This window comes from Bacillus sp. RZ2MS9 (assembly GCF_001816185.2).
Classification (GTDB): Bacteria; Bacillota; Bacilli; order Bacillales; family Bacillaceae_G; genus Bacillus_A; species Bacillus_A cereus.
The window spans coordinates 3,181,314-3,194,020 of record NZ_CP049978.1; the positions used below are offsets into that span (position 1 = coordinate 3,181,314).

The following is a 12,707-nucleotide window of genomic DNA, read 5'->3' on the forward strand; positions in this document are numbered from 1 at the left end:
CCTCAATGCCCTCATTAACTTTTTCCCGTAGCTTTGCAGTAGGCGTTCCATCTCTTAATTCATCATATAATTCCTTTGAGATTCTTCTTTCCCCGCATCGAGGCGGTGTTCCAATATCACCCGTGCCCTTAGTTAAAACAAAAAGCGATAACTGGATTTTCAATTATCGCTTACTAAATCAAACCATTTAGTTCACTATAAAGTAACAATTTTTTTATTAGCTATAATAGTTTTAAGGTTGGTGTAATTTCTGATCATATTATTACCTTATGCACTAACGGCTTCATTATTATACTTTCATAGTATCTTTTAATATCTTACTATTCCTTACTTACAAGTATTCTCTCGATTAAAGTCAAATGCTGCTTCAACGCCATTTTTCATTAATTTTTGTAATAATACATCAAGTCCATCTGTGTAATAACAATGAATTTCTTCTTTATATAATGGTAATAATGTATGGAAGTATACTGGCCAGTCACCCTCTATTCTTTTACCATCTTCACGAAATTCCATTTTGAATGCACCTGAACATTGTGGAAGCGGTGGTACCACCATAACACCGGAAAATTTTGTTTCTTCACTATATGGATGAATTGGCGCATTTAGATCTTGTTCTGCTCCACCTAACTGGGCTACATACGAATTTTTTAAATATTCCTTTGATTGATTTGGAAATACAAGCCACTGCCCCAACCAATATCCATGTCGCATTACATCTTGTCCAAAGTCCTGTAAAAGGCGTAAAGGCCAAGCATATTTCGAACTCGCCAAAGCGGCTACTGATACATCCCAATCCTTAGGTAGATGCATGACAAGCTCTGCATAACCACTATCTACACTCGATGGAGCTGGCATACGGAAATAGCTATTTCGATACGTTACTACTGTATGAAAATCAACCATTTTATTTGGTCCAACATCATATAATTCTACATCGGTGATCATTTTTGTATTGGCTTCTATATGATTCGTAATCATTCCATAATGTAGCTGAATATGTGACTTAAAATCTTCTATTGACGTTGGGCGTATCATTGGATTATTTTCTATTTTTTGTTCATCATTTTTCTCATCAGATTCCCATACTAATTCAAATTCAAACCCTTTTAGTTCACTTTTTGCAACTCTCTCTTTAAATTCGTTTGATACGAAAGTTTGTACAGATACAATCGGAAAATCTCCATATTTATGCTTTGTATTCAATGTACAAAAAATATGCTCCCCCCTAATTTCCTCTGTAATAAATGCAAATTTATCAAATCCACCAAAATCATCAGGGTCCGCATTCTCATAATCAATACAATCTAATACATTTAATACATTTATTGCATAACATTCGTATCGTTCATGAACAAGTGGAAGAATTTCAACTTTCCTTTTAATTAAATCAAATACTACTTCTATCGCTTTTTTTGTAAAAACAAGTGGTATTTCACTTAATAAATCTGATGGTTCCCCCTCATTTAAAAGTTTCATTTGCAGTGGATCCCATTTATCAATTACTGAATGACCTTGAAAAGCATTATCAAAGATTTCTTGTCCTTCCTCATTCTCACACTCTAATTGATCAAAATTAGAATTGCTAATAATTTTCCATATTTTCATTAAACTACTCCTCTTAATCTTTATATAGGAATTCTATTTTCCCCGTTAATAAATTATTTCTAGTATTCTCTATAAACTTCAATATCTCTTCACGCTTAAGCTGTTTTGTATATCTGTTAAAAAACCAGTACAACGTAATATTATTGTATGAAATAGTTTCTGCAACTCTATTACAAAACCAACGTTTACCCTATTCATATCTAAAACATTGAAAATACCTTTCCAGAGCATTTATTTCATCTAAGGAATTTTCAACAGAATATATTTTACCCTTACTAGCTCTATCTATGAAAAGGCAACAACCTGCTTTTTCAACAATTTATAAAATATATATTTGTATTTTTCAACCCAAAAGATATAATTCTTTTAGAGTTTCCATAAAATCAGAATCCGTCTTTACTCCAATCATATTAATCAAATCATAAAATTGGCTTATTTTAAAAGAAAAATTATATAGAACAACTGCGGCACTATTTAACTTTCTAGATTTATCTATATAAATCTTAGAGTCACCTTTTCCTAAAAATAATACATTATATCTATCATTTGTGCTTTTTTCTAAAATTATTCTGTCTGGCTTAAGTGCATAAAAAGAATAATACTGTTCATCTAAAAAAGTTTTGAATATCTTTTGAATAATACTTAATGATGTTGCATTTTTAATCTCATTTTGAATATTTTCATCATATTTTCTTACTTCTAACTTACTTTTCGAAAAAATATATAAAGCCACTGCTGATTTATATTTATCTGAAAATACATCTACTTTGTATTCTTTTCCTCTAACAACTTCAAAAAGCTCATACTGATTATTTACTTCATTGAAAGTTAACTTAACTATAGCTTCAGGATAATCTTCTCCACTTACCGGTGCAACATAAATAATATCTTTTTCCCCTTTAATCACTTTAAATTCAGTTTCAATTAAATTGTATATACCAATTAAGTCCATATTTTACACTCCATTATGGGTTTATTAATTTTAATCTCTGCCCATTCTTCTACGATGTTATCCATCGTTTCTATTAATTGAATTCAAATTGTTTATATAGCCTGAAAAATCACTCAATAAAATTATAACATGTCTATCTATTAAAAAAGCACTCGTTGCCTTTAGTCGACAATCAAGTGCTCTAAATTCAAATAATATTTTCTAAGAGTTTAATTTATTGATTATATAAGACATACACGGAACCAATAGCAATTTTCCAACAATATTATTTTGAATTAATAATTGTATTAAACGGTGCTTAATTCAAATACCCTCTATTTTAAGCCCTAAAATCAGTTAATCAGTACTAGATATTTTCAATATATCCCCTAATTCGCCTAACAGTTCTATGTTTTTTAAAGCCAACTCAACAGGTATGTCTTTCATTAACACGAATGGTAATTGTTTTGATCCTTTTAATAAGTCAAACAATCCCTTTTTGATGATAAATACCTCTTGTATTTTCTTTAAATCCATAGCCCCTCCTACTGGTGGACTTACCAATATAAGATTACACAGTTTTTCCTTAAACACTTCCTGTTCTTCGTCCACACAGTCAATATCTATCGCTCCGTCATTTATCCACTGTATAAAATTCTCACTTACTGTGGTTGCATAATTCGGATCCATAATCCCCGAATCAACTTGTACTAACGCTGTTGCGTTTTCATTTGCAGTCATTAACAGTATTTTGCCTCCACCATTACTTCCTACAGCAACATAACCCTTTGCATATTCATGGACTTCATATGTTTTATTCATTTCATCTATTATATCCACTCCAAATATAACGACTCCATTATCGGACACAAAACCATTTGTATGCTTTAGTAATTGTTTATAAGCATTAGGGAGTATTAATCCTATTTCCTCTTCAATTTTTTTAATTTCATTTTCATCAACTGGAGAATATAATTCATAAGTCGACAATTTTTGAACATTTATCATTTAAATCCTCCTAATCCATCAAAATATCTATATGCTTCTCGCATTACTTTTTTTGCTACTTTTAAATCTACACCCGCTTCAATCATTTCTTTATAGCTAATATTAAATTCGTATATTATATCCGTACTAAAACCTTCATTCCTTCTTCTAGCTCTTTGAAGGGCGGATATTATAGTATGTGGTTCACCAGAGGTAGATTTGAGTAATATTGATAGTGCTTGTCGACTGCTATAATTATTACCGCTTGTTTTAGCCCATATCTTAGCCCATTCATCTTGTATTGCATGATGCGCTTGTACCAATCCATCATTTTTGGTATTCCGAAAACCTAGAGCACGATTCTTATTTGGACTCATTTTTTTATACAAGTCAACATCTTCAACAATATAACCTCCATTTTTAAGTTGACTCCTAGTGGACCTTTGCGGAAATGCAATACCAGCCCTTTCATTAATTAGCATGGAGCTGTTCAGAAGTTAATTCGCCATATTTCCCTCTTAAATATTCTAATCTGGATTCTCCCGTACCCTTAACCCCTCCACTACCCTTAGCAAGTTGATAAGCGTCATCCTTAGCTGCCGTACTTGCCTTTGAAAACTTTCCAGCTACTTCTCCAACAGTTGAAGATTCTATATAAGGAAGCTTCATTCCTATTCCAGTATCCACCATCCTAACTGCTACTGGAATAGGAGTATTTTTCATAGCATCTAGTGTATTCTTTAAAGTCTTATTTTCCTTAAGCGATTGTACCACATTATTTCTACGCTAAAACGCAAAAAAGCACTCGTTGCCTTTAATTGACAATCAAGTGCTTTAAGTTCATCTGTTTTATAAGTAACATTAATCCGTCACTATTCTTTTTTCAATAGCCTAACTAAAGTTAGTTGATTTGGATATTTTACATATTTACTCGCTAATAATGCATTCCTTAATTTAACAGAGAATATTTTAAGATTTATTTTGCTCTTCATATTCTTTCATCTCTTCGAATTTTCTTCGCTCATTTTCATTACTCGGTTTCTTCCCTAAATATTTATATTCAAAATAATCCACTCGGTCATTCGGTCCAAAAGTAGATTGATACCATTTAGTATACCCATAATAAATTTTTAATTTCCCCTCAGATGTCACAATCACGTCAAAAGGTTTATAGACTTTGTATCAAAATTTTAAAAACCTTTTATTCAAAACCGATAACAATCCATTCATCTACAAAATTCCAAAAGTGAACATTATATTTAGGCTGGCTCTTAGCTGACCAAAAAGTAGCATTGTCATTCTTACAATTTTCATAATCTATAGCTATGTAGCTCCCCATACCATTACTAAAGAATCCAAAAGATGTTTTTAAATTAATCCTTATAGGTTCTTCCAATTCATCTATAATCCCCCACTCTAAGTCATCATCCCCAAAGTAAGTTATAGCTTCTAATGGCATCAATCCCATTGATTCACTTATGTAATCATAAAATCCATTATGAACATTTTCATAAAAGTCCCTAATAGATTCAGGAATTTCTCTCCATGAAGATTCTAATTCCTCATTATTAAAACTATCTTTAGGGTTTCTTCCTTCATAATATAAATCTTCTCCACCTTGATTTTTTATTGTATACAAGATTGAATAGGTGTCCTCACTTACCATCAGTTCAATATCCTCAAGGTATTCTGATAAGTAAGCAATAGTATTAGATAAATTATTATCTACATATTTTTTCCATATACTTAAAATTTTCTTGATTCTCTTTTCTCTATCATGTTCACTAAATACTTCCACCCATAAAGCAGGAATTAAAGGTGAATTTATATTCTTAAATTCATTTGCATTAATCAATTGAATATCTTCATTATACTCTCTTAATATATCTAACTTAGAACTCATTTTTTCCCATCCTTTTTAATATTATTTTATATTATTCTTTGTTAAAATCATCAATTTGTTTTTGCAATATTCTTTTAATCTGTCTTTCTCTTGTAATCATCTTGCTCCTAAAATCAGGACTAACTTCTATTTCATCTGGTGTTCCCTTTTTATAATGTGTCTTAATTCGTTCATTAATTTGTCCAGGTGTTAACTTACCAAATTTATCATGCAGTTTATCCAAGCGATTTGCATATTTTCCTCTTTGAAGCTTTTCACCTTCACCCGTACCCTTAACCCCACCACTCTCCAAATTCGAGATCCTATTCTGAATACTCGCCTTTGAGGCATCATGGGCTTCTTGGAATTTCCCGCTATAGTTCGTTCCAGTTCTAACGACACTTCCATCTGGCAGTATTTCTACACCTTTAAAGATTGGGGATATGGAGTCCGCACCTTTTGCTAATGTATTTTCAATTATATAATACTAGGAATTTATGTTAGCCTTAATTCATAAAAAATTACTTTTTATAAATTTAACCCAAGTTTCTCGTTACCACATTTCTATATTATAACATTAACTCAATCGTATCTTTTAAAGCTTCATTTACATTAATAGCCTTTTAAATAAAAAAACTGAAAGAGGATTAATCCACCTTCCAGTTTCTTCTTTCATTATTCTATCGGCCCCATAAATTGAGTAATTAAATAAACATGCTCGATAAGTTTGACTTTTTGTAAGTTTTCTACTTTTTCTGGTCCACCTAGTGCAAGTAAAGGTGTGTAACCAAAACATTCATCTATTTCAAGCTTTCCGTATTTATTTAATGCCTGCTGATAATGCTTCCAATCCAATCCTTTCTCTAAAAAATAATCATCTTTCGTATTTTTAAAGAAAAACTTGAATTTTCCAGCTACTACATCTACCGTACCTTTTCGATACTTAAGTAATAATAAATAGTTATTTTCCCACACAAGAATATCTCCCATACCTGTTGTAAAAATTGGGATAGCTTCTTCATAACGGATATAACTTTCCTTTAATATATCTAAATATTTTTCTGGGTTTATTGCTCTTAAGTATCCATTTAACATACTCCCAAACCCATAGCATTTCCATAAATCTATTATTTGATCTGGAACTTTCCCTGTATACTTTTCAATAACCTCTGTTGATGGTTTTTCGAAAGATATAAAATCATTTATATTTTCCATAGTATCCCCCTACTCCGATTTCAATCTAACATTAAGATATGTCAAATTTTTTTCTTCCTCTGATAAGGTGTCAGCAACTCGTCTAATTTCCTTATCCACATTACCAATCCTGCTTTTCCACTGCGAACCTATTGATGAATTAATTCTAGAATCACCCATGCCAGTTATTTTTAATGGATTTCCACCCGCAATTTGATCTGGGTCATGTAATGTAGCTTTATCCTTTATCCACTTTAAAGCTTGCTCTTCTGCTTCCCTAAATGAAAAACCTTCTTCCATAAATTCATCAATTTTATCTTGCACAGCTTGTTTTCGTGTTAATCTTTGAGCTGAATTTGCTTGTTTTGATCTCCCATATTTTAAAAATTAGTTCCGATTCTAAATAAACTCATAAACTGTCAATTTTCCCAGTCCATCTTCTTGGTTTTTTAATTGTCATATAAACTCATCTTCATTATGTTTCCGATTACGTTTAAATTTGATTCCAATTTCGTCAGTACGCGAGCTATTATTACCCACTCCGCTAGTTTTATTACTTCCTTCTAATTTACTATGCCCATGAGCAAGTTGATAAACGTCATCCTTAGTTACCGTACTTGCCTTTGAAAACTTTCCAGTTACTTCTCCAACAGTTGAAGGAAGCTTCACTCCTATTCCAGTATCCACCATCCTAACCGCTACTGGAATAGGAGTATTTTTCATAGCATCTAGTGCATTCTTTAAAGTCTTATTTTCCCTAGGCGATTGTACCACATTATTTCTACTCTAAAACACAAAAAAGCACTTGTTGCCTCAAATAGACAATCAAGTGCTTTAAGTTCATATGTTTTTAAGTAGCATAAATTTGTAAGATTTATAAGATCTGTAAGTTTTGTATTAACAGTACGACACCTTTTACATGCCATGACAACTACTACGTTAAAACTTACGAGTTTTTACAAGTTCGTTAGTTTAATGTACATTCCATGTGTTTATATTCATCGCCATGTAAAATGTCATCTCGCCTAAGCTCGTACTTCGTTTTCTATTCTATCATTGCACACAGTACTCCATGATGGTATTACCTTCATGGAGTCTCTATTTTCAAATATATCGTTTTTCTTTTTTCTAATTCAATACTTTAATTATCTTTAGTTCGCTTGCCTTATGTGTTAGTGATATATAACACCTTTCTTATAGATAGCTTTGGCACTATAGAGTGCTCCTAAAAACATTATCTTTCCTCTCTACACAAATGAATATAATGACCAAATTCAGGAAATACATCCCAGTTTCTTTCAAGGGTATCGCTAATCTCACGCTCCTCGACTAAGCCGGTCTTTAAATCCCTTTTTTCCATTGCTATATAGCCATTTTCTCGGAATCCCAAAATCAAGCTACTTACTTCTGTATCAGTTTCATCATCATATTCCCAATACGTAGCTGTTCTTAAAAATATCTTACTGTCACTCACAACTTCAAAATCATAATTTAAATACTTACGAATCAAGTCATCATAAAATCCCACCGAAACCCATTCATTTGTAACATTTACAATATACTTAAGGTTTTCATCTTCAGTTAATACCGCCGTATATGGTTCATGTTTTTGATGGTATGTGTATGCATCACGGTCATCTAAAATATTCCAAGGCTTCTTTTTAATGTCCGACCATTCGTCACAATAATAAATTTTCATAGTCAATTATACACCTTCCCTTTAATATCCCTAATAATAATCCTATTTTTTGTTGCTTCATCAAGAATCGTTTGCGGAATTGGTTTATTTTGAACTGGTACTTCTAATATTAACTCACCTTTAAGCCGCCCCCTTTGAGAGCGTTAGGATTAAAAGGACCATTTGATATTTTAGAACCTGAAGGATATTTTTTTGTAATTTCATTTAAATAACTCTTAGCTGTCTTTTCTTGCACTTCACTAAGTTGAGTGAATTTTCTAGATACTATTTCCTTATTGTGCGCATATGAGTCAACTACGTATTTTTTACCCCCTACTTCTTTTGCTTCCAACTCTACCTCATTATAAGGGTAACGAGGACGATTTTCCTTATTAAAATTATTCCCTGCTTCCCATCGCTCTTTAAGCCAATCCGGTACACTTTTCTTTTTAGGTGTAGCTTCACCCGTACCCTTAGCCACACTACCTTCCTTACTAACTCCTGAACCTCCACTACCCTTAGCAAGTTGATAAGCGTCATCCTACCACATTATTTCTACGCTAAAACGCAAAAAAGCACTTGTTGCCTTTAATTGACAATCAAGTGCTTTCAGTTCATATGTTTTTTAGTAGCATAAATTTTGTAGGTCTTCGCTTGATTTTATATTACATCTTTCTATAAAAAACTGCAGTCCAATTATATCTAACACTTGGGCTACACTTCATATCAGACATTTTTTCATATAAATGTTCTTAGTATATTATTTTTGTAACTTTAAACTAGCAATTAACTCATCTAAACTATCCGAAATCTCTTCAAATGAACCTCGTTCAAAATCCTCCAATTCAACCTTACCACTTACATTATCTAAAACAACTATCAAACCGTTCCCCTCTACACCTATTGGAGTCTTATCAACCTTATTATGATTGTTTTTATACCCTTCTAAATTACTTTCGAAGGAATCCAATTCAATATTTGGTAATACAGGTTCTAGCCTAATATAATGATTACCAATAAATCCATCTAAATCAGCAAACCAATAAGAATTAAAATAATCATCAATTGAAGTGTGCAGTTTAATTTCAAATCTTTCCTCAATCTTCGTTAAATCATTCTTATTATTTTTTTCAATAGGTTTCCATGAAATTTCTTCTTCATCATCCATTTCACCCTGATATATAAATGAATCAACTTCTTCGTTATATGGCGTTTTAAATAAAAAATCTAACCCTTTATCAAAATATTCTTTTCTTAAATTAAAATATTTGCTCATAGCATCCTTCATTACCAAAATAATCACCCTTACTTTTCTAAGAATTTTTCTAATAGTTCAGCATATTTTTGGTCATTTCCCCAAACTCCTGCGCTTTTCTCAGCATTATGAATCCCTCCTAAACCTGGATGTAGCTTTGAGGGTACAGCCACAGCTTGACCTCCACCACCAATGTGATGATGTATTAAAGTGTCATTATATAATTCTTTTAAATCATATTGGGGAAAATGTTTTCTAAACGTTGGATTGTTTATAGGTGCGAATCCTAATTCTATTTTTTGTCTATTTGACCTATTAAACGCTTCTGGGTACTTCTCTAACATCTCTTTCCAATAAAAATCTTTATCGCGTAACCAACCCTCTGCATTGGTGTTTTTTTGCCCTTTACCAACATAGGGCATCTCAACAGTTAAGCGAGGATCCGCAGTATATTTAGCCTCTAGCTTACCTAAATCAGCACCACGATATGTTCTAATAGGATCATTAATATCACCTATCTTCTTAACCGTTTCACCCGTACCCTTAACCCCACCACTCTCCAAATTCGAGATCCTACTCTGAATACTCGCCTTTGAGGCATCATGGGCTTCTTGGAATTTCCCGCTATAGTTCGTTCCAGATCTAACGACACTTCCATCTGGCATTATTTCTACACCTTTAGCGAATGGGGTTACGGAGTCCACACCTTTTGCCACTAGACCTTTAATGAAGTAGTCCGCATCATTAATCTTATCTACGGTTTTCCAACCTTGTATTTTTAAATTTTTTAATAGATTATTTTCCTTAAGCGATTGTACCACATTTCCACCCAAATTTGGATTAAAACCAGGCATTCCTTCTTTGAATTTTAATAATTTGGCTAAATCAGCTAATTCACTCGTGCCTTTGAATGCTTTTACTCCTTTTCCTAATAGCCCTACAGCTGGGATTGCATCTAATCCGCCAAAAATGATGTTTCCTGTTCGTTCTTCTTGGCTCAATTTCCGGTGTGTTCCCCAGTCTTCTCCGTCGATACCGCTTTTTATTTGTACAGCGCCGTATACAACTGCCGCAGCGGTTCCAAGTGGTGGACAAAGGATTGTTGTGATGATGATTCCTACGCCTATTCCTATGTCTCGCACCATTTCTAGTTTTTTCTGTTCATCTTCTATCGATTTGTATTCAAATCCCCGTGTGGATGGGACTACTTTCTTGTATTCTTCATAATTTAATTTTGCATCTGGATTTTGTTTTTTTAGTTCTTTGTATTCTGCCCTAAGTACGTTATCAAATGCAGGTGAATCTCTAAAAATATCTTCTACTGTTATTTTATCTTTCTTCTTCTGTATTGTTTGTGGTACACTTCCGTAGCCTGCATGCGCACCTGGTAATACTGTCGTTGTTGTAGAGCCAATTCGGTTATTTGTTTCAAAACTGAGAATAGATGTATCTCTCATTTTTTGAGCGAATTTATCCATTTCTACTAAAAAAGGTTTATCTATATGTTCAGAGACTAATCGCCCTGCTTCTCCGCAATATTTTTGTAATGTCGAATAGCTATCAAGTAATTCCCCGATTTTTTGCGATTGATCTTTAGGATTAAAATGTATACTACCATCCGAGTCTAAATCTCGTATTCTTTCATCAATACTTTTTAATAATTCATTTGCGTCCCGTAATTTTATGAGTCCATCTTTTGTAATTCGATTCATACCATCTCCCATGTTTTGCCATGGTTCAGGTCTATATTTCACATCCATTTCGTTTTCATCCCCCAGCCGTATGGTGATTTCTACAACTTACTTAATATTTCACGTAATTGTTCGTCCTTTTCAAACATTTCTACACATGCGTCCCTTACAACTGTCGCCGACCTATAATAGTGTTCAGACAATTCAAGTGTTTTGTGTAATATATCAGGGTATTTTTCAATTACTCTCATCGCTTCACCTTTTTGATAAAAATCACTACTTAATAAACTCTCAATATTCGTTCCAATGACGTCTACATGGATTTTATATATATTTTCTAACTTCATTACTATATCAAGTAGTTCTTGAAAATTAACTAATACTTCTTCTCCACCAGAACCACTATCTCCCATTGATACTTGCATTATTGAATACCTCCTAACGAGAATTGTCTCGGGTCAATTAACTTTTTATATGGCATTTTTAACACGTCATACAATTTCTTATTAACCGCATAGAGGCTCACCCAGTCATATCGATTACGATCTACATCTATTTGAACGAAATCTTCTCCTTCAGTGAAATATAAGAAACATTCCCATTTTCCTCCTCTATTACTTCGAGGCCTCGTATACGTTTCTATCGCTATAACGTCTTTATTTGATAAATCTTTTTCCTCAAATGTTTGTTGTTCTGCCTCTGTCATTCTCTTTGAGAAAAATGTATCTTCTATTTCCCTCGGTTCTCTCAATAAGAAAGGAATGCGTGTTAATAAGGAAAAATATACGTCTGGCTTTGGTATGTAGTCGATTTCGTATTTTTTATTTGGCTCTATTTCCGTTAATACAGCCACTCGGTCTTTATCCTCTTTTAAAAAGCCAATTAATACATTATTCATTCTCGTGTATTCATAACAATTTTCATATTCCTTTAATAGTTCAATCATTTGAAAGGCTGCAGGGGTAATTCCATTTTCACTTGTAAGTAAGCCTTTTTCTTTTAAGCTCGTTGTTGCTTTCGTAACACATTCTTCATCAAGTAAAATAATTACGTCACGATTTGGTAATCCAAATATATCCGTAACTCCAGCTGCACCTGCGAGAACATATAATTCAGCAGGTGCAAAACTCATTTCTTTCCCCATTCTTTTATCCCTCGTTTCTCCATCACAGTTGTTTTATCGCCCTTACTTCCGATTTATCTCCGTACGTTTGAATGCTTTTATCTAACTCTTTCAAAGCTTTCGTATGTCCTTCAAATGCCTCTACCATTTCTGAATTATATTGAATGATCAAATCAAGATAACTTAAAAATGCATCTCTCGTTTTTCCATTCCATTTCGCACCTGTGACATATGCTTTTAAGTCTTTCGCTTGGTTTAAAGAATCCTTCATACCATTTTCAATGTTTTGTGCGTAAGAAATGGCACTTGCAGTGTTACTTCCTATAATTTCAACCTCTTTACCACTCATGTTCGTTCC

The 12,707-nt window shown here is 32.8% G+C and carries 14 protein-coding genes and 4 pseudogenes; all 18 read right to left on the bottom strand.

Annotated elements, in window-relative coordinates; all coding sequences use genetic code 11:
• Positions 1-327: 327 nt before the first annotated feature.
• The 18 genes and pseudogenes from BHV55_RS16220 to BHV55_RS16295 all read right to left on the bottom strand — a co-directional run bounded on the left by BHV55_RS16220 (position 328) and on the right by BHV55_RS16295 (position 12,698).
• Positions 328-1,608, bottom strand: coding sequence for a suppressor of fused domain protein (locus BHV55_RS16220; protein WP_044584679.1), 1,281 nt, complete (start codon positions 1,606-1,608; stop codon positions 328-330).
• A gap of 343 nt (positions 1,609-1,951) precedes the next feature.
• A complete protein-coding gene (locus tag BHV55_RS16225; RefSeq protein WP_044584680.1) occupies positions 1,952-2,560 on the bottom strand; it encodes a hypothetical protein in 609 nt (202 codons plus the stop codon).
• Between the two features lie 336 nt (positions 2,561-2,896).
• Positions 2,897-3,547: an SMI1/KNR4 family protein gene (locus BHV55_RS16230; protein WP_044584681.1), complete on the bottom strand. Its 651-nt coding sequence runs from the start codon at positions 3,545-3,547 to the stop codon at positions 2,897-2,899.
• Positions 3,544-3,915 carry a hypothetical protein gene (locus BHV55_RS27530; protein ID WP_240634808.1) on the bottom strand — a complete coding sequence of 124 codons (372 nt, stop codon included), beginning with the start codon at positions 3,913-3,915 and terminating at the stop codon, positions 3,544-3,546. Before BHV55_RS27530 ends, BHV55_RS16230 begins: the two co-directional genes overlap by 4 nt.
• 145 nt (positions 3,916-4,060) lie before the next feature.
• Positions 4,061-4,303, bottom strand: a pseudogene (locus BHV55_RS27535) (DNA/RNA non-specific endonuclease); the annotation flags it as partial.
• Positions 4,304-4,495: 192 nt separating this feature from the next.
• A pseudogene (locus BHV55_RS16240) lies at positions 4,496-4,690 on the bottom strand (immunity protein YezG family protein); the annotation flags it as partial.
• 37 nt (positions 4,691-4,727) lie between these two features.
• Positions 4,728-5,429 (bottom strand): superoxide dismutase, encoded by a 702-nt coding sequence (locus BHV55_RS16245; protein WP_044584682.1) that lies wholly within the window; start codon positions 5,427-5,429, stop codon positions 4,728-4,730.
• A 259-nt stretch (positions 5,430-5,688) separates the two neighbouring features.
• Positions 5,689-5,889, bottom strand: a pseudogene (locus BHV55_RS27540) (HNH endonuclease); the annotation flags it as partial.
• A 194-nt stretch (positions 5,890-6,083) separates the two neighbouring features.
• Entirely contained in the window at positions 6,084-6,623 is a 540-nt protein-coding gene (locus BHV55_RS16255) for a T6SS immunity protein Tdi1 domain-containing protein (protein ID WP_000427865.1), read from the bottom strand.
• A gap of 9 nt (positions 6,624-6,632) precedes the next feature.
• Positions 6,633-6,965 (bottom strand): annotated as a pseudogene (locus tag BHV55_RS27545) (polymorphic toxin type 15 domain-containing protein); the annotation flags it as partial.
• Positions 6,966-7,058: 93 nt separating this feature from the next.
• Complete coding sequence (locus tag BHV55_RS27550) at positions 7,059-7,376, bottom strand: hypothetical protein (protein WP_000250842.1); 318 nt, start codon at positions 7,374-7,376, stop codon at positions 7,059-7,061.
• Positions 7,377-7,836: 460 nt separating this feature from the next.
• On the bottom strand, positions 7,837-8,301 hold the full coding sequence (locus BHV55_RS16265; RefSeq protein WP_042886892.1) for a hypothetical protein: 465 nt from the start codon (positions 8,299-8,301) through the stop codon (positions 7,837-7,839).
• Positions 8,302-8,410: 109 nt separating this feature from the next.
• Positions 8,411-8,761 (bottom strand): hypothetical protein, encoded by a 351-nt coding sequence (locus BHV55_RS16270; RefSeq protein ID WP_246874069.1) that lies wholly within the window; start codon positions 8,759-8,761, stop codon positions 8,411-8,413.
• 279 nt (positions 8,762-9,040) lie between these two features.
• A complete protein-coding gene (locus tag BHV55_RS16275; protein WP_002101116.1) occupies positions 9,041-9,556 on the bottom strand; it encodes a SecY-interacting protein Syd in 516 nt (171 codons plus the stop codon).
• A 29-nt stretch (positions 9,557-9,585) separates the two neighbouring features.
• The gene (locus BHV55_RS16280; protein ID WP_070756757.1) at positions 9,586-11,295 is read right to left on the bottom strand and encodes a hypothetical protein; all 1,710 of its coding nucleotides are present in this window, start codon (positions 11,293-11,295) and stop codon (positions 9,586-9,588) included.
• 32 nt (positions 11,296-11,327) lie between these two features.
• Entirely contained in the window at positions 11,328-11,651 is a 324-nt protein-coding gene (locus tag BHV55_RS16285) for an MFS transporter (protein WP_070756759.1), read from the bottom strand.
• Positions 11,651-12,370: a DUF5081 family protein gene (locus BHV55_RS16290; protein ID WP_070756761.1), complete on the bottom strand. Its 720-nt coding sequence runs from the start codon at positions 12,368-12,370 to the stop codon at positions 11,651-11,653. The genes BHV55_RS16285 and BHV55_RS16290 overlap by 1 nt, the downstream gene beginning before the upstream one ends.
• Positions 12,371-12,392: 22 nt before the next feature.
• Entirely contained in the window at positions 12,393-12,698 is a 306-nt protein-coding gene (locus BHV55_RS16295) for a WXG100 family type VII secretion target (RefSeq protein WP_000014535.1), read from the bottom strand.
• Positions 12,699-12,707 lie beyond the last annotated feature (9 nt).

Coding starts and splice junctions, on each gene's coding strand:
- BHV55_RS16285 (WP_070756759.1), bottom strand. CDS start 11,651: ATGCAAGTATCAATGGGAGATAGTGGTTCTGGTGGAGAAGAAGTATTA.
- BHV55_RS16265 (WP_042886892.1), bottom strand. CDS start 8,301: ATGAAAATTTATTATTGTGACGAATGGTCGGACATTAAAAAGAAGCCT.
- BHV55_RS16290 (WP_070756761.1), bottom strand. CDS start 12,370: ATGGGGAAAGAAATGAGTTTTGCACCTGCTGAATTATATGTTCTCGCA.
- BHV55_RS16255 (WP_000427865.1), bottom strand. CDS start 6,623: ATGGAAAATATAAATGATTTTATATCTTTCGAAAAACCATCAACAGAG.
- BHV55_RS16295 (WP_000014535.1), bottom strand. CDS start 12,698: ATGAGTGGTAAAGAGGTTGAAATTATAGGAAGTAACACTGCAAGTGCC.
- BHV55_RS16245 (WP_044584682.1), bottom strand. CDS start 5,429: ATGAGTTCTAAGTTAGATATATTAAGAGAGTATAATGAAGATATTCAA.
- BHV55_RS16220 (WP_044584679.1), bottom strand. CDS start 1,608: ATGAAAATATGGAAAATTATTAGCAATTCTAATTTTGATCAATTAGAG.
- BHV55_RS16280 (WP_070756757.1), bottom strand. CDS start 11,295: ATGGATGTGAAATATAGACCTGAACCATGGCAAAACATGGGAGATGGT.
- BHV55_RS16225 (WP_044584680.1), bottom strand. CDS start 2,560: ATGGACTTAATTGGTATATACAATTTAATTGAAACTGAATTTAAAGTG.
- BHV55_RS16275 (WP_002101116.1), bottom strand. CDS start 9,556: ATGAGCAAATATTTTAATTTAAGAAAAGAATATTTTGATAAAGGGTTA.
- BHV55_RS16230 (WP_044584681.1), bottom strand. CDS start 3,547: ATGATAAATGTTCAAAAATTGTCGACTTATGAATTATATTCTCCAGTT.